The sequence below is a fragment of the Dictyobacter kobayashii genome (assembly GCF_003967555.1).
In the GTDB taxonomy this organism is placed as follows: domain Bacteria; phylum Chloroflexota; class Ktedonobacteria; order Ktedonobacterales; family Ktedonobacteraceae; genus Dictyobacter; species Dictyobacter kobayashii.
The window spans coordinates 746,227-764,464 of record NZ_BIFS01000001.1; the positions used below are offsets into that span (position 1 = coordinate 746,227).

Genomic DNA, 18,238 nt, shown 5'->3' on the forward strand with positions numbered 1-18,238 from the left:
ACATGAGTATTCTATTAGATAACACAACACGAGTCATCGTTCAGGGTATCACTGGCCGCGAAGGTCAATACCATACCCGCAATATGATTGCCGCCGGCACCAACATTGTGGGCGGCGTGACCCCATCCAAGGGTGGACAGACCGTCGAAGGTGTGCCGGTCTTTGATACGGTCTTCCAGGCAAAGGCCGCTACCGATGCCAATGCCAGTTGTATCTTCGTTCCCCCAGCCGGGGCCGCTGATGCGATTATGGAAGCGGCCACTGCTGGTATCGAACTGATCGTGTGTATTACCGAAGGCATTCCCGTCGTAGACATGACCCGTGCCATGCTGGTTGTGCGCGAAAAGGGTGCCCGCCTGATCGGCCCCAACTGCCCGGGCATGTGTACCCCAGGTTTTGGAAAAATCGGTATCATCCCTTATCAGATCTTTAATCCAGGACCGGTAGGCTTTATCTCTCGCTCAGGCACACTGACCTACGAGGTCGTCTCTCTGCTTACAGAGGCCGGCATTGGTCAGTCAACCTGTATCGGTATTGGTGGTGATCCCATCATCGGCTCGACCTTTGCGGACTACCTCAGCCTCTTTGAGAATGATCCACAGACCAGGGTTGTAGTGATGTGTGGTGAGATCGGTGGCAGTGATGAAGAAGACGCGGCAGAGTTCATCAAAACGATGACCAAGCCAGTTGTCGCTTTCGTCTCCGGTCGTACCGCGCCCGCCGGCAAACGCATGGGACATGCAGGAGCGATCATCTCTGGCAATACCGGTACCGCTCAGGGAAAAGTAGCCGCCTTACAGGCCGCGAACGTCCCTGTCGCAGACACCATTTTTGATATTCCTGAATTAGTTAAAAAAGTACTCTAACATAACGCTGGAGTATCCATGTCTGACCGGCATGGGTACTCCACCTGGTGTTTTATCATCAGACCTTTTTTGCATCGTATGTATACTGGAAGTAGGGCGAGAGGGCCACAACGTGCATGCTTTCACGATCCACTTCGAGGATACTGCAATAGAACACAACCAGGCAGTCACTTATAAGCCTGACCAAAGGAAATCTATGACAACGGCCCTCGTCTACGACCCAATATTTATGGAACATCGCGTTCCCAAAGGACATCCCGAACGTCCGCAAAGAATGGAGATGTCGATCGGTTACCTGAAAGCCCTGAAATGGCTTGAACGCCCGGGACTCGTGCAACTGGCACCACGTGCCGCCAGTATCGATGAACTGGCAACTGTGCATGAGCGCGACTATATTCAAGAGATTGCAGAGCTCAGTCAGCAAGCCGCTGAAACTGAGGCGACCAGCGGGCTCCCCACCAGTCTGCAATTGGGAACCGATACTTATGTATCCTCCAAAACATATGAAGCGGCCCTCAAGGCGGCCGGGGCTCCCCTGACAGCCCTCGATGCCATCATGAATGGCGAGATCAAGAATGCCTACTGCCTGGTACGCCCTCCAGGCCATCATGCCGTCGCGGAAGCAGGCTTTGGTTTTTGTATCTTCAATAATGTGGCGGTCGCAGCCCGCTATGCCCTGGATCACTATGGCCTGGAACGGGTCATGATCATCGATTACGATGTGCACCATGGTAATGGTACCCAGGAAACTTTCTACGAAGATCCACGCGTCCTCTATTTTTCAGTCCACCAGGCCCCTTTCTTCCCTGGCACCGGAGAATCCGACGAGCGGGGTGAAGGCGCAGGTGAAGGTACGACCATCAATATTCCTTTACCAGCTGGCTCAGGCTATGAAATCTACGAACCCATCTTCCGCCAGGTCCTGGCACCAGCCGCTGACCGCTTTAATCCACAATTGATCCTGGTTTCAGCCGGCTATGATGCCCATTGGAAAGAGGCAGAGGGCCATACAGGAGTGCAACCTGGAATGCGGATCTCCACGGCTGGCTTCGCCAAGCTCAATGAGATCATTATCAAGCTAGCCGACAACCTCTGTGATGGCAAGTTGATCATGGTACAAGAGGGTGGCTATGACCTGGATGTTGTCGCCAGCGGCGTCGCGACCAGCCTCAACCAGCTCCTCGGTGGAGACGAAGCCGTTGATAAATATGGCCAGGCTCCCGATATCGAATATCAGATCAACACCGACGTCATTATTTCAGAGCTGCGCCGCATACACCAGCTCACTGGCTATCGTATGCGCAACCAGGCCAGACCCGACCGTGAGAAGCTCTTGAATGAAGTTAAAGGTCCCGTGATCACCAAAACTCCAGCCTCTGAACCCACAGAAGCAGATAGCGATAGCTGCTGCCAGAACGAAGAATAACCCGACTTGTCTTTTAAAAAAGGCGTGGATAAACACACATGTTTCGTATGCTTATCCACGCCTTTGCTTTTTATCTTCCTGTTGACTCATGGGCAGATTAAGAGATACACTACAAATAATTTCAACTTAGGACAGAGATGGGAAATAATGCAAAAGGGCCGCGTGCACAGAGGACATATGCAAAATAAACCGAGACAGATACGAGTACTCAGCGAGGAAGATATCCCTGCGATTGAACGGCTGCTGCGTACATCTGAGTATGTCTACCAGCGCTTTACACTCAATGAGCTACCCTTGTTACTCAAACGCTATCCTGCTGTTGGCCTGTGGAATGATAGCACTCTTTATGGCTTCCTACTTTCGCAGATTATCAATCCGCCTCTGGCCTGGTTTAGCGGCTTTGGTGTCAGCTGGACTGAGAGCAGGGAGTATGTAGCGGTGCTGGCACGATTGCTTGATCAGCTTTATGAGCAATTGCGCGCCCAGGGCGTACACTATTTTCACTATTCAGGCAATGATAGCGAGAATGACTGGCTCCGCACCCTGCTATTGGGGCGTGGTTTTATTCCTTATCGCAATCTCTATTCCTACGACAAATTTGATTACAAGGTTCCCACCAGCGGAAATCAGAACGTAACGATCCGCAATGTAGATCTGGCCCATGACATGCCGGCCTTGCTGCGTATTGAAGAGGCCTGCTTTGAAGACCTGTGGCGCTACGATGCACTCGCGTTTCAAGATATCGCCAGCACGCATCCCTACTTCGTCGTCAGCGAGCTACAGGGTGAGGTAGTGGGCTATCAATTCAATGCCCTGGACGATGATTACGGTTACCTGATCCGCATAGCCGTCCATCCCTCCGCTGCGAGCCAGGGGGTTGGAGCACGCTTAATGGTCGAGGCAATCCGCTTTTTTGAGCGCGCGCATGTCTCACGTATTATGCTCAACACGCAGGAAGATAACTACCATGCCCACCGTCTCTATGAGTGGTTTGGCTTTATACGCTTGCAGCAAAAAGGCTTTGTACTGCGCAAACATCTTTAGGGCAAGCCCAATACATAGCGAACCGTTAGAGGAGCGCTCTTATTCTTCACGGAGAGAGCATAAGGCTTACCAGTATGGACCTGATGCATGACTTGCTGGTAAGTCGTATCGTTGAGCAAAATATTATTATCGGATACATTATTTTGTAACCGCGAGGCGACATTGACCGCATCTCCGATAGCGGTATAGTTCTGTAAACGCTCTTGTGCCCCACATTTCCCACTGTAGCAGGTCCGGTATTCACCCCAATCCCAAACGAAACCTGAATCTCCTGCGGCTGTGAACGCTGATAATCCAATACCGCCATACGCATCTTCCAGGCCGCCCGGACCGCGCGCAACGCATGGTCCGACTGGGGCAGAGGAGCATTAAAGATAGCCATCAATGCATCGCCCTGAAAGGCGGTCAGTGTACCGGACTCTTCCCAGATCGCATCGCACATGATCTTGAGGTAGCGATTAATCATATGCATGACCTCTTCCGGCCGCATATTCTCACTCAGGCGCGTGTAGCCCCGGATATCGGCAAAAACAACGGAGATCTCTTTTGTTTCTCCACCCAGATTCAGGGCCATAGGATCGCGTATCAATTGTTCCACCACATGGGGATGGACATAGCGTTCAAAGATGCCACGTACCTGCCTGGCTCTTGCCTCAGAACGCTTCAGCTCGGTCTGATCATCAATCACCAGCGCCATACCAATATGCGCCCCCTGCGTATCGCGCAATGAGCTAACATAGTAATTTAAGCTCACAACATCATCGCGCTCACGACCTGGAACCTTGCAATTGATGGCTTGCTTGATCAAGGTACCATGCTCATGGTGAGCCTGCGCATTATACAGCGTATCAATAATACCGACATTAGGAGGCAAGAACTTGAAGGCCTCGCGATAATGTTTGCCCAGGGCCTGGTTAGGATGCACATGCAGGATAATACTGGCGGCCGCATTAAAGGTGGTAATCACACCAGCGGAATTGGTAGTAATCACCCCATTAGCGATAGAACCAAAGATATTATCCATGTACTGTTTATCTTCACGTACCGTACGAATAGCCCGATTGAGATCGGCAAAGAGGCGTGCATTATCGATCGCAATAGCAGCCTGATTACAGAAAGCCAGCAATAACTCCAGGTGCTTTTTACTAAATAATCTGGTATTGTAACGACTATCAACATAGACAGCGCCAATGCAATTATTGCGCACGATCAAGGGGGCGCACATAATGGAACGAATTCCATAGACCAGTATGCTTTGATTATCTTTCAAACCCGCATCCAACTGCGCATCATCGGTCAACAATGGCTGGCGGCTCTCGATAACTTTTTTAATCGTATTGCGACTGATCTGGGCTGTGGCAAAGGTGGTTTCAGGAATGGTATTGGCGTTCTTATCGCGTGCGACCGTCAATTCCGAAGCTCCGGAGGTTGTATTCACCAACATCAACACACCGCGCTCAGCCTTCACAAATTGGATCACACGATCCATCACCAGCGTCAGAACTTCATCGAATTCCAGGGTCGAATTTAGCGTACGGGCAATTTCTGAGAGGGTCTCCAGTTCATCGCGCTGCTGCTCCAGATTAAAGATACTGGTTGCCATAGCCTCGCGCTCATGCTCAAAAGAGCTCCTGGAAGGTGAGGGATTGGCGGAAAGATTGGCCATTTGTACCGGGCTAGTAGGCGTAGGTGACTGCGACTGGGCCGCATTTACCGTGCGCTGCATAGCCTGATAGATGCGACCTAATTCTAAATCCGCACTCCGGCTCACATTTAAAGCGTCACTCAGTAAACGCACCCGAGGATCGCTGCCCTCGCTTGCAAAGGTCCCTTCAACAGCTATTCCCAGTCTCTCAGAACTCTCATGGATGAGGCGCGAAATGCGGATTACCCTTTCACTGATAGCGCGTAATTCATCGCCTGCTTTGCCAGATAAATCGGCAGAGATCACGCAGATTCCTCCCTCCAGATGGAGCATTGGCCTTCGCCGGGTCATTCCGAAAAATCAGCCACAGTCAAATAGATACATAGCCAGATAAAGTTACGATACAGCTACATGTTAAATAGTGCAAATCAAAGTGGGCATATTCTTTTATTCTTAAACGAATATGCCCACCTATTATAGCACAGCAACTTTTGTGTTGCCTGATCATCCCTTACGCCACCTGCTTTTAGAGGCCTTGTGTTTGTAGATAGATTTTGAAGGATTGGGGTTTAAAACCGAAATCGCGCTCAACACTGTTCAGGTCGGTTGTATTGTCGAAAGAGAATAGAGCCATAGCGGCTTTAGTCAACGGTGGTTTGGGTAAGACAGCCTCCATCACGGCGGCGCCTATACCTACCAGCGGCAATGGTGCATAAACCTTTGGCCGGCTCTTGTGGGTAGCCTGGAGCAACAGATCAAAAATCTGGCTAAAGGAATAGTATTCAGGCCCACCAATAGTGAAGATCTTACGATTTGTCTGGGCAGGATTTTGCAAGACTTTAAGGATAACCGTCACCACATCGTCCACCGCAATGGGCTGGAACATGATCTTGCCACCACCAATTAGAGGCACGACGGGAGCCGTCTGAATGAGATCGACCAACCCTTTAATAAAGGGAGCTCCCTTGCCAAAAAGGACTGAGGGGCGAATAATAGTCCAGTCCAGTCCACTGTCGATCAACATCTTTTCGGACAAATAGCGTCCTTGCATATAACTGCCCGGTTTATCCGGTTTGGTGCCCAGGCCGCTGACCTCAATAATACGCCTGACACCAGCCGCTTTGGCCGCCAGTATTAGATTTGAGGTACCGCCCACATTCGTCTCTTCATAGTGATTGCCCTCAGATTGTTTGCGGTCAGCAGTCATAAAGGCGGCATGTACAATGGTATCGACGCCCTGCAATACGGACTCCAGGGTAGAAGGTTGGGTGGTTGCTCCCTGCACCAACTCTACTTTATCTGCAGGTAGGATGTTGGCGGCCTGGCGCAGATCGCGTACCAGGCAGCGCGGTCGCTCGCCCTGGGCCACCAGGCGCGCGACCAGGTGTCGTCCAATAAAACCAGTTGCCCCTGTAATGAGTAACATTAGCCGTACTCCTCCCTCGAAATAATCTCTTTACGCTAGAGATGCCGGGTAAGCGTGGTTCAGGTAGCATTAGCTTCCTACTGTTGATATCTCGAAAATAGTTGCAAGATCATCAGTACCAGCATCCCATGCTCATCCTCTTTTAAGTGTAGTCCTGGAGCAATATCAGGGCCAGGGTATGGCAACATGAGTCGAATGGTGAGCCTGCACAGGAAAGCATTGGCTAGCGCAGGGCTTCACTGGGGAGGAAAATGCGGACGCTAACCCCTTCGTTTGGGGTGGTCTTGATGGTGACATTACCACCGGCAATCGCCAATAGCGCGCTATGGGTCAACAATCCACCACCAGTGCCGGTAGTTGAGCTGCTGGGAGCGACGATGCCAACACCATCATCAGCCACCACGACCTCCAGATGCGGATTACAGGAGGCAGAGAGGGTCAGTTGGAGACGGCGATGGACATCTGTACCCCGTGCGTGGCGCGCGGCATTGCGTAACGCCTCCTGCACGGCAGCAAAGATCAGTTCAGCAATAGCGGGGGAACCATATCATCGATAAGATGGGCCGTTTCTTCAGAAACCTTCCATTCAACGACATCAAAGGCATGCTGGAAATCCTGTTCAAGCATAGTATGGATGGCGGTCATCATCCCATCCCGCTCCAGGCGATGGGGTGCGCCGGTCGACATAGCTCGCATCATGGACGCGAGCTGGCGATGGACAGAGCTGATAGAGCCGATTGCTTCATGTAGGACCTGCTCAAAACGCTCAGGAGACTCTGTATCCTGATGATGCAGAGAACGCACAGTCTCCAGGCGTAACAGAGCCAGATGTAGCATGGGCAAGGTCTCATCATGCAGCACGCGGCGCTGCTGAGCACCTAATAACTTCACGTCTACGACACGCCGCCGCAATAGCCCGGCCACCGCCAGCATAGCTTCATGATCGCGCAAGGTATCCAGAATACGTTGCCCGCACGCCTGTGCCAGGTCCATATCCTCATTGGTAAAGGCTCCTCCATCCTGACGGGGCCCCAGATAGAGTTTGGCGACCAACCCCAATTCATCATAGATTGGTAGGACCCAACAAATAACGGGCAAGCCATGCAGCAACACGCGAATCCGATAGGCATGCAAATCCGAACGCAAAGTTTGCGGCCCATGGCCATCGCTCAATATATGTTCATTGACCACGCTGCTACCCAATTCATCAGTATTCCCGGCGGGGTCTACAATCGACCAACGATATGAGAAGCTTCTCCTGACTGGTCCAGTCAGTACCACCAGACGAGCACAACGGACCTCTAAAACCTCTTTACATAGATGGAAGAAGAGAGCTTCCATATTCTGCTCAGTTTTCTGCAGATCTGTATTGAGCCAGTGGCGCACGCTCGTACTGCGCAAGAAGGGTCCTAATAATGAGACATAGCGATCGTGCGCCGTATAGCTACTCCAGGTAAAGAGTGCATAGGTACCCGTGGCAATGATAGTGATTAGCAAAAGGCTGCCCAGTGAACTATGAGTAATCAGCATCAGGAAGGAGATAAAAAGCGCAATAGTAGCCGCCACAATGACGATACCACGCCATTGCTCAAAGAAGCCGCGCCTGGCCAGGGGTCGCTCGATCAGAATCCCATGTCGCACAATTGAATATCCAATCAGTAAAACAATTAAAGCAACGCACCCGGTAGCATAGATATCCAGCATGATCAGATTAGCGGGAATGGTATTGGGATCGGTAAAAGAGATGGCGGGCTGCGCGCCAGTCTCCTGGACCTTTACCCAGTTGATCATTGACCAGACACCCAGCACACCCAGGCTTAATGTCAGACAGACCATTAATAAGGCGGCCAATAGCAACACAGGCCGGGCCAGGTGCCAGGAAAGGATGGGTTCATCCAGATTACCCACATCAATCTGATCATCCCAAAAAGCATCTACCAGTGAGCGACGCAAAGAACGCGTACGAGCACGCATAATGCCAAAACGCCAGAGGGCGTTAAGCAAACGTCCCACTCGTGCCGGTGTAAACCAGGGTCCAATCACACAGAATGTCACATAAGCTAGAAAAATCGGCAACACCAGCAGTGGCAAAGATAGGCTTCCAGGCAATCCCCCATCGATATCCTTGCCATAAGCCAGCAATAACAGTGTTTCTTTAAACGTAAATGTTGATTGATTAAAGAGCAGTATCAAGAGCACACTACAGCCCAGTACTGCGCTACTAACCAATAAATATGGCCGTCGCCGACGCCATTTATTGTTGAGGAAGGAGGCATAATACAGGCCAATCACAAACCAGATATAAGGGACCCCGACGGCTGGAAACCAGACCAGGTGCCACAAAAAATCAGTGGAAATGGGTCCCCCTGTTGTTTTGGATAGAGGACCAGAAATCAACAGTGCATGAATAAAGAAGAAGAGGGCAGCCAGGCCCAATCCCACCACGCCTACGCGCGCGATCATACTACGCCGATCGCCATTTAGCCATACGGTGAATGCCAACCACAAAAAAGCAATCAGATTAAAAATCGATAGGGCCAGAGAAACGGTTTGTAGAAACAAAACAGGAGTTTGAAAAAACAGTACAGGCATTAGTATTCTTCTTTGTAGAGAGGTACCCATTCTCCCCGGCGATCTTGCACCAGAGCAACGCCCTCCTCATCCCACATTACCATACGATTTAGCATATAAATCAAGGTTGCCCTCGCACGCGCAACCTTGTCATCCACAGCGTTCTCACTTAATCCCCAGGCCGCATAAATACGCCCGTTAGTCCGACTTACCGCTCGCTTATCATGAAGATTTAAGCGTGTAGCAATCTGCTCATTGGTCATACCCTGCGCCATTAGCTCAGCCACCCGTAACTCGTTTGGCTCCAATAAAGCTCGTGGAGACTGCTCATCCAGATCGCGCACCTCTTGTACACGATCTTCAATCTCAGGATCTACCAGGCTACGACCGCTCACCGCATCGCGTAAAAGAGGCACCAGCATGCTAGGCAATAGATAATTACTTTTACGCACGTAAGCGTAATGGGTTAGAATACCAGAGGCTCGAAACTCGCGATAATACTCGTCATCATCCTGAATCGAATAAAACACGACCGGCATACGAGGACGTTCACGGCGAATGGCGACCGCAGCACCAACGCCGCTCAAGGCACGCCGACCCTCCTGGGGATCGCGCAACTGCACATCCATCAGGATCACATCCATATCTAATTCGAGCGCGCGCATCACTGCCTCGCGACCCGTTGCCGCCTCTCCCAGAACTAGCACATCTCTGGTGGCTTCCAATCCTTCAAATAATGCTTTACGTAAAGGACCGTGATCATCAACCAGCAATACTTTCAGTGTTCCCATACAGATAACCTGGCTACTCCATGCGATGATGCCAGCCAACAGCTGACTTTTCTCATATGCAGACCAATCCTGCATTTCGCTTTTCACATCTATACATATTGCCAAGTATAGCAATTTTTGGCATAAGAAGATAGCATCCGAAACCCAAAAATCTGCACCCGCGAACCGCCCAGGTTATTTGTGGAGTCGTACAACTGCGTGAAACGGGGATGCAAGGGATCGCAGGATTTAACCAGAAAGTCAGAAACAGCGCACCCAAAACCTCTCCACTCGTCTTCTACCACCATCCCTCGGTCAAAGAGAGAAGTAGAATAACCCTGCCAGAATGTGCATGCTATATTGAAATTAGGCTGAGAAAACTATACTATAGCACCGTACATAGTAGAGGCATTGCGCAAAGGGAGGCCACGTACCCACAGGCGTGATAATACATGCAACAGTGCATAGTATGCATACACATGTGGCAATGTGCACTCCTTTTTACAGCATAAATAGTACAGCGAGAACCGCGGCAACAGCAGGTTGCTTATAAGATAGCCACTACAGACGAAACATAGAGGATAAAGAGAAATGACAACAGGGTCAAATCAACACAAGAGCATTCATATCGGGCTGCTTTTACATAATCACCAACCAGTTGGGAATTTCCCCTGGGTATTTCAACAGGTGTACGAAGAATCTTACCTGCCAATGATTGAGGCACTGGAACGACATCCAAATGTACGCCTCTCACTCCACTATACGGGTTCACTCCTGGATTGGTTGGAAGAGGCCCATCCAGAATTCTTGCGCCGCGTAGCTGAGCTCGTGGCCCGCCAACAGGTTGAGATTGTGGGTGGTGGCTACTATGAGCCAATCCTCCCCTCTATTCCTGATAGTGACAAGGTAACCCAGATTCGCCGCCTGACCGAACGTGTAGAGGCCGACTTTGGGACTCATCCAACCGGCATGTGGTTAGCTGAGCGCGTCTGGGAGCCCAGTTTACCTCGCTATCTAACAGAAGCGGGTATCGAATGGACGATTCTGGACGACATCCATTTTAAGAATGTGGGTCTGGAAGATAAAGATCTCTATGGCTACTATGCCACCGAGGATCAAACAGGCATCTTGAAGGTCTATGCGACCAGCCAATCGTTGCGCTACACCATTCCATGGCGCCCTCCCCAGGAGACGATTGATACATTGAAAAAGCTGGCGACCACGGATGGCAATCGCATTGTGGTCATGGGCGATGATGGCGAAAAATTTGGTAGCTGGCCCGATACACATCCATATTGTTGGGGACCCGACGGCCACTCTGGGTGGGTAGATCAGTTCTTCAGTGCGCTGGAAGAGAATAGCGACTGGCTGCACACTACCCCATTGGGAGAATATGCCAATCAGCACTCAGCCCTGGGACGGGTTTATATTCCCACATCATCCTATATTGAAATGACCGAGTGGGCCCTACCAGCTCAGCGCTCTTATCAATTTTCACAGCTCGTACATCAACTGGAACACGAAAAACGCAATGATATCCTCCAGTTTATGCGCGGTGGCTTCTGGCGCAGTTTCCTGGTGCGCTATCCTGAGATCAACAACCAGCATAAGAAAATGTTGCGTGTCCATGACGCCGTCTATAAGGCTGGTGCCAGCGAAGAGGTTGGCTTAACCCATCTATTAAAGGCTCAGGCCAACGATACCTACTGGCATGGTCTCTTTGGTGGCATTTATATGGCCCATGTGCGCTCAGCTATTTATCACCACTTGATCAAAGCAGAGAATGCCGCCGACCGTGTCAAGCACGGATCAGCATCATGGCAACAATATGAATTCACCGATTTTGAGCGCAACACGCTCCAGCAACTGATCATTGAAAGCGACCAACAAAACCTCTATCTGGACCCCCAGCATGGTGGCAGTCTGTTCGAATGGGACTTGAGACGTAGCGCCCATAATATGCTCAGCGTCATGACACGGCAAGAAGAGAGCTATCACCAGACACTGCGCACCTACGAGCAGGAGCGACGTCGTAACGCCGCCAGCAAGGAACAAGAGCAGGCCAGTGGCGATCCAGGCAATCCACACAGCACCATCCGTACCAAAGAAGCGGATCTGGACCAGCATCTGGTGATGGATCGCTATCGCCGTAGTAGCCTGGTAGATCATTTCTTACCTGCCGGCCTGCCACTCGCCAGTTTTGCGCAGGTGCGCTATGAGGAGCAGGGCAACTTTGCCAACGAACCCTATCAGACAGAAATTGCGCAGGACGAGACCGGCATCACGGTTGTAATGAGTCGCGATGGCCAGGTTAAACGTGCCGGAGCGCTAAGCCCCTTACCAGTACGCCTGACCAAAACACTCTTTGTTCCTAAGGGAGAGGAAAAGCTGGTCATCCGTTACCAGATTGAGAACCAGGGTCAGGCACGCCTACAAAGCACGTTCGCCACTGAATTAAATGTGAACCTGCTCGGCGGCGGTGGCAATCCACAAGCCTACTGTTTCGTTGACGGACAACAGTTAGATAGTCACAGCTTTGATAGCACAGGAGAGGTCAATAATGTCCAGGCTATGCACATTGGAAATAGCTGGCTACAACAAGACCTGGGCATCTCACTAAATCAACCCGCAACCCTCTGGCACTACTCAATCGATACCGTCACTGGATCAGAAGCAGGCTTTGAACGTACCCATCAGGGAAGCAACTTCACCTTCCTCTGGACACTATCCCTGGATGGTGGTGAAAGCTGGCATGTCGAAATTACTGCCCTGGGCAAGCAGTCAAGGTAACCTAAAAGTCCTGTCCATATAGGATCAAACAGGCATAGTTGAAAAAGAAACATATATGTGACGTTGATTACAAGGAGGAAAGAATTTGCCTCATGGCATATCTTTCTAATTCTCTGCACAAGAGATGACATATTATATGTTTCTTTTTCTTATCGCTTGCACAGACAACCAGGCATATGGACGAAGCCGGCATCAGCTTACGTATCTATAAGGTGATGTATTTATGTTGCTGAGATAATTATCGATTATTCTGTATATAGAAAGGAGGAAAGGACGTGCAGAAGGTCTTCGTGCTACAGCATGAGTGGGGCAATCCCATGGGCTATCTGGGAGAACTTTTAGAGGCTCATGACATTGCATATGATGTCGCAGAGATCGAAAAAGATACGCTCCCAGATCCATCCGCCTATAGCGCCATTATTGCGCTGGGTGGCTCCCAACATGTATATGCAGTACAAGAATATCCTTACCTGGTACAGGAAAAAGTCTGGCTACACGACATCGTTGCTCAAAATATTCCTTACCTGGGCATCTGCCTGGGCTGCCAGTTACTGGCTGATGCATTTGGAGGGCTAGTGCGCCAGCATATAATGGCTGAAATTGGATTTTTTGACGTGCAACTTACCCCACAAGGGCAACAAGATCCCTTGTTTAATGGCTTACCTGGCTACCAGAAGGTATTTCACTGGCATGAAGATACTTTCGACCTGCCAGATGGCGCAGTACTGCTAGCAACCAGCGCAAACACAGAGAATCAGGCCTTTCGCTATGGGCGCTACGCCTATGGACTCCAGTATCATATAGAACTTGATAATGATACTCTTAATACCTGGCTTTATCATCCGTCAATGAAAGAGAGTATGATTACCACTTTAGGAATTCCAGCCTACCAGGCTATCGAGCAAGAGCGAAAAAAACAGTTTCCTATCTATCAACAGCATACAAAAATGCTATTTGAGAATTTTCTAAGAATATGTAATCTGATCCATTGAAAAGGGCATTCCAGAATGCAAAACCCTTTTCTTTTCATCCAACAATCTGCTATACTTGCACTCAATAGTTTATGTACCAACCACACAGAGGTTCGACCAATACATCAATCTAACGAACCCAAAATGTATACAGCAGGCCGTTGGGGGTTGTGACAAAGTAGAGCAAGTATAGGACTTGAAGAACCAACTTTAATGGTATCCTGGACCATGTGGTCTGTTCTATTGTTAATGGTATAGACATGAATTATCAAGTGATGAGAAAAAGTACAACATCTATAGTAAAATCATTCGAAAGGCAGCAATCGACGAAGATGCCACACAAAACCAGACATTATAAACGTACTACTATTCATCATCTTCATAAGCGATCACCTTTCGCTACTTCTAGTCGCAGCATCGCCAACGAACGCCACCCGACCCGTAATGAAGACAGTATGATTATCGATGAACTCGGTGGCCTCTTTGCTGTCTTTGATGGCGTAGGTGGTAGCGCAGCTGCTGAAATCGCTTCCCAGACGGCTGCCCACTCTACCCGCCAGGCCTGGAAACGCATACTTACACGCGAGCGCAACCGTCGCAAAATCTATACATTTCTGGAAGATTGCAGCAAGCGCGATCTCTGCGAGATTCTGGAAAAACTCATCTTAGAAGCAGACGAACAGGTACGAACCAGCGGCGCCCAGCGAGCAGGCACAGATGATCTTGCTACGACCGTGGCCCTGGCAGCTTTTTGCGGCCAACCTGGCTCGCATGACTATATGATGGTCTATGCCCATGTGGGAGATAGCCGCATCTATCTATTGCGTGGAGATGAACGCATCAAGCGCCTCACCCACGATGATGGTCTATTAACCAAGCTGGTCGAGAATCAGATTGTTAATGAATATCACGCTTTTCGCATTGACCAGGCGATGCGAGCTGACCAGCTCTCTGAAGTCGAATACAGCTACTTTAGATTACGCGGCGGCATTACACAAGCACTGGGAGGCCCGATACCACCTACTATCCACACCGATAAGATAAGTATACGTCCGGGAGATCGCATCCTCTTATGTACTGATGGTATCCATGATAATTTAACAGACGAAGAGATTGAAGATATCCTGAGAACAAGTCCGCGTCCTTCTGCTGCACGCGTTCTGGTTGAGAGTGCACGCCAACGGTCACACGAAGATCGCAGCCAGACTATTCGTTCCAAACCAGATGATATGAGCGCCATCGTTATGACATGTCGCTTTTAGTAAATCTATTAAAAGCCAGCGCAATAAGAAAGGAAGCGTGGCGCTACATTTGCAACTGATCTGCTTGCAAGTGCCATTCTAAACAGACAGCAACACGTATCCGCATGAACGGCAAGCTGGGGTCGTCAACGACCCCTGGGTGCTCTTTTCCCTTTTTTGGCCATTCCTCCTCACAAACAGAAAACATCACAGACTCAATCCAGAGAAAGCCAGCTCAGGATCATAGAATTTTTCAGTAATACAATCAAATACATCAACATATTTATTAGACTATCCGATAAAGAATAGTGCTTAACACTGATAGCACATAGAGGAGGTCTTATGAACGCTGTTGATATTGCGCGTACCTTTGTGGATCGAGAGTTTCCCAATTGTAAAGCCGCTATTCTTGCTGGTAGTGCCGCTCGGGGAGAAGAAACAGAGCAGTCGGATCTAGATATTCTAGTGATCAATGAAGAGGGTGCGTCTGCTTATGAAGAGTCATTAAGTGCCTTAGGACGTTCTATTGATGTTCTGTTTTATACCCATAAGACATGCCTCAAGCTCTTCAAGCAGGAAATCCAGCGACGCCGACCAGTGTTATCGCACATGTGCGCGCAAGGTATTATCCTTAAAGACACTGATGGGCTGGCACAACAAATTCAGCATGAAGCCAGGCAAGTACTACAATATGGCCCGGAACCAATAAGTCAGGAAGAACAAAATATACATCGCAATGAGCTTACAGACTATCTTGACGATCTTATTGGATCAAAGAACCCCTATGAGAACTACATCATTGCTTTTCACGTGATCGTCGGGTCCATTGTTATCCAACTCAATGCCCATAAACACTGGCTTGGTGCAGGCAAATGGCTCCTACGCGAATTCCAGCATTATGATCCCCAGCAGGCCCAACAATGCTTGCACGCAATGGATAGCTTCTATAAACATGGAAGGAAAGAGGATTTAATTGCTTTTGCCGAACAATCATTGCAATCAACCGGTGGCAGATTACACACTATTGTTCATGGTCAAAAAGAGCAGCCTCAGCAAGAAGATCTTCTGACATCTGAAGCATAAAACATAGCGCAATAAGACAGATAGTATCTTCAACAGCTATAAACACTGTTGAAGATACTACCTACCTACCAGCTAGCCCTGTATAATAGTTTCAAACTGGGTACGATCCAGCTGCTCATGCTCTATCAACGCGTCAGCTAACGTGGTTAGTTGTGTGGCATGTTCGGTAAGAATGGCGCGGGCCATGGCACGGCCATCGTTAAGAATGCGCTGTACTTCCGCATCAATCAGTGCATTCATCATCACACCGCCCGAGGACCTGGAGGCCATGGTTTGCGCATAATAGCGGCCCTGAGCAGGCTGTGAACCATTCAGGTACAGATTGCCCCGGACATCGGCCACAAGAGATCGAGATTGTGAGGGAATAGCATCGGGGTCAATACTACGCATATTCATAGCATATGACTCCTCAGGCTGATAGTCAGCGAATACGACACCCACACGTTCGCTCATTCCCCAGCGTGTCACCATCTTACGCGCGAGATCAGTCACAACCTGCAAATCATTTTCAGCACCAGTTGTGATACGCTCAGGTCCAAAGGTCAATTCTTCTGCGACTCGACCCCCCAGGCCAACAGCGATACGCGCCATCAGGGTTTCACGGCTATAATTATAACGATCCATTTCAGCACTAAACTGGGTCACGCCCAGACTTTGTCCGCGCGGTAAAATGGTTACGCGGTTCACACGATCAGCTTCAGGTAAATGATGGGCCACCAATGCGTGTCCACCTTCGTGCACAGCGATAATGCGGCGCTCAGACTCACTCATCACCAGAGGCCGTAACGCGCCTAATTGAATGCGGGCCAGGGCATCTTCAAAGCAATCATGATTAATGGCCATCAAATCACGCCGGGCAGCCGAAAGGGCGGCTTCATTCACCAGGTTGGCCAGGTCAGCTCCAGTCATACCAGTAGTCAAACGGGCCAGGCGCTCCAGAGAGACATCTTCGGACAGCGGTGTCTGACGCGCATGCACACGTAAAATGGCTTCGCGACCTACGCGATCTGGTGCTGACACCGTAATCCGACGGTCAAAACGACCTGGCCGCAACAGGGCTTTGTCCAGAATATCTACGCGGTTTGTCGCCGCCATCACAATTACAGCCTGGCGAGCATCAAAACCATCCAATTCAACCAGCAGTTGATTAAGGGTTTGATCTCTTTCGTCGTTGCCCGAGGCCCTCATAGAACGTTTACGGCCCACGGCATCAAGCTCGTCGATAAAAACAACGCAGGGAGCAACGCGCCGCGCCTGCTGGAAAAGATCACGTACCCGGCTCGCGCCCACACCCACAAACATCTCAACGAACTCTGAGGCACTCATACTAAAAAAGGGTACCTGCGCTTCGCCCGCCACTGCCTTGGCCAGTAAGGTCTTACCGGTACCAGGAGCACCTACCAGTAAGGCTCCACGCGGAATATGCGCGCCTAGGCGACTAAATTTGCCGGGCTCACGCAGAAATTGCACCATTTCAACCAGTTCAGATTTAACCTCATCGATGCCAGCCACATCAGCGAAAGTCACCGAAGGGATGGCCACAACAGGGGCCGCCGCGGATTTGGCTACCGCAGAAGCAGGACTCCTGCCACCCGTCAATAGCTTGGGACTGGTTACCTGAGGCTTTGTAGGTGGTGTTGTCCCTTCAGGCAAACGATCAAAGCGCCTGGCGCGACTCTTACCAATCTGACTGATACGATCATCCATAGAACCCAGGGGGTTCTGCTTCTGCCTTATGGAAAAGAATACAAGTAGTAACACAATGACAAGCAGCAGGGGGGCGAAACGTCCCAACACTGTTAACAAAGGTGAAGGTTGAGGAGTAGGAAGAATATTCACATCAACATGGGCAGACTCCAGCTGAGTCATTAAGAGGTCTTTCCCACCAGCAGGAATGTGAATATAAACCGTGTGACGATCAAAAGCTGTGGTATCTTGCGAGGCCGTCAGAAGAGTATCACTGTTGGTAAGCATGTGATACCAGCTTGCTGGATCAATGGGCGCATCCGACGACGACTGAGCACCAGCCTTAGAAGCTATAGTTTTTGTAGATTGTAGGGGATTTTTAAGTAAAGCATGGATATTGTCATCTTGAATTGCTACCGCAGAAACATTACCATTTTGAATCTGGTGTACCAGTATTGTATAATCGACAACTTGCGCCCCATCAGATTGATCACTGGCTCCAGGCGCAGGGAGCCGCGCACAGATGCCTAGCAATAATGCGCACAGTGCGATAATAAGTGTACCTGTGAGAATAGCATTACGATGACTATACAAAAATTTCCACCACATCCGACCATTATCTTTTATAGACCGCCGTTGACGCCGCCGATTGCCCAGATTCATGCGACGACTAGCTTTATCATCCATACCTTCACCTCGCCTAAAACAGGTTGTTGTTC

General features: G+C 49.9%; 13 protein-coding genes. 7 read left to right on the forward strand and 6 right to left on the reverse strand.

The genetic code is table 11. From position 1 onward, the window contains the following. The first annotated feature begins 2 nt into the window (after positions 1–2). The 3 genes from sucD to EL645_RS03300 all read left to right on the forward strand — a co-directional run bounded on the left by sucD (position 3) and on the right by EL645_RS03300 (position 3,336). The gene (sucD, locus tag EL645_RS03290; protein WP_126548702.1) at positions 3–866 is read left to right on the forward strand and encodes a succinate--CoA ligase subunit alpha; all 864 of its coding nucleotides are present in this window, start codon (positions 3–5) and stop codon (positions 864–866) included. Positions 867–1,062: 196 nt separating this feature from the next. Beyond that, positions 1,063–2,292: a histone deacetylase family protein gene (locus tag EL645_RS03295; RefSeq protein ID WP_161977067.1), complete on the forward strand. Its 1,230-nt coding sequence runs from the start codon at positions 1,063–1,065 to the stop codon at positions 2,290–2,292. 177 nt (positions 2,293–2,469) lie between these two features. Next, positions 2,470–3,336: a GNAT family N-acetyltransferase gene (locus tag EL645_RS03300; RefSeq protein WP_161977068.1), complete on the forward strand. Its 867-nt coding sequence runs from the start codon at positions 2,470–2,472 to the stop codon at positions 3,334–3,336. 46 nt (positions 3,337–3,382) lie between these two features. Here EL645_RS03300 and EL645_RS03305 read toward each other — a convergent pair whose 3' ends face one another. The 5 genes from EL645_RS03305 to EL645_RS03325 form a co-directional block, all read right to left on the reverse strand. Continuing rightward, entirely contained in the window at positions 3,383–5,287 is a 1,905-nt protein-coding gene (locus EL645_RS03305; RefSeq protein ID WP_161977069.1) for a GAF domain-containing protein, read from the reverse strand. A gap of 220 nt (positions 5,288–5,507) precedes the next feature. Further along, positions 5,508–6,407: an SDR family oxidoreductase gene (locus tag EL645_RS03310; RefSeq protein WP_126548706.1), complete on the reverse strand. Its 900-nt coding sequence runs from the start codon at positions 6,405–6,407 to the stop codon at positions 5,508–5,510. 223 nt (positions 6,408–6,630) lie between these two features. Beyond that, a complete protein-coding gene (locus EL645_RS03315; protein ID WP_161977070.1) occupies positions 6,631–6,915 on the reverse strand; it encodes an ATP-binding protein in 285 nt (94 codons plus the stop codon). An 11-nt stretch (positions 6,916–6,926) separates the two neighbouring features. Next, positions 6,927–8,999, reverse strand: a complete 2,073-nt coding sequence (locus tag EL645_RS03320; protein ID WP_126548708.1) for a hypothetical protein — start codon at positions 8,997–8,999, stop codon at positions 6,927–6,929. Beyond that, entirely contained in the window at positions 8,999–9,769 is a 771-nt protein-coding gene (locus EL645_RS03325; RefSeq protein WP_126554005.1) for a response regulator, read from the reverse strand. Before EL645_RS03325 ends, EL645_RS03320 begins: the two co-directional genes overlap by 1 nt. A 570-nt stretch (positions 9,770–10,339) precedes the next feature. Here EL645_RS03325 and EL645_RS03330 point away from each other — a divergent pair. The 4 genes from EL645_RS03330 to EL645_RS03345 all read left to right on the forward strand — a co-directional run bounded on the left by EL645_RS03330 (position 10,340) and on the right by EL645_RS03345 (position 15,833). Beyond that, complete coding sequence (locus EL645_RS03330; protein WP_126548709.1) at positions 10,340–12,538, forward strand: alpha-amylase/4-alpha-glucanotransferase domain-containing protein; 2,199 nt, start codon at positions 10,340–10,342, stop codon at positions 12,536–12,538. A 275-nt stretch (positions 12,539–12,813) separates the two neighbouring features. Further along, the gene (locus tag EL645_RS03335) at positions 12,814–13,530 is read left to right on the forward strand and encodes a type 1 glutamine amidotransferase (protein ID WP_126548710.1); all 717 of its coding nucleotides are present in this window, start codon (positions 12,814–12,816) and stop codon (positions 13,528–13,530) included. Positions 13,531–13,841: 311 nt separating this feature from the next. After that, positions 13,842–14,771: a PP2C family protein-serine/threonine phosphatase gene (locus EL645_RS03340; RefSeq protein ID WP_161977071.1), complete on the forward strand. Its 930-nt coding sequence runs from the start codon at positions 13,842–13,844 to the stop codon at positions 14,769–14,771. Between the two features lie 321 nt (positions 14,772–15,092). Next, on the forward strand, positions 15,093–15,833 hold the full coding sequence (locus EL645_RS03345; RefSeq protein WP_126548712.1) for a nucleotidyltransferase domain-containing protein: 741 nt from the start codon (positions 15,093–15,095) through the stop codon (positions 15,831–15,833). Positions 15,834–15,905: 72 nt separating this feature from the next. Here the strand turns inward: EL645_RS03345 and ftsH are convergent, their stop codons facing one another. Next, positions 15,906–18,206: an ATP-dependent zinc metalloprotease FtsH gene (gene ftsH, locus EL645_RS43860; protein ID WP_126548713.1), complete on the reverse strand. Its 2,301-nt coding sequence runs from the start codon at positions 18,204–18,206 to the stop codon at positions 15,906–15,908. Positions 18,207–18,238 lie beyond the last annotated feature (32 nt).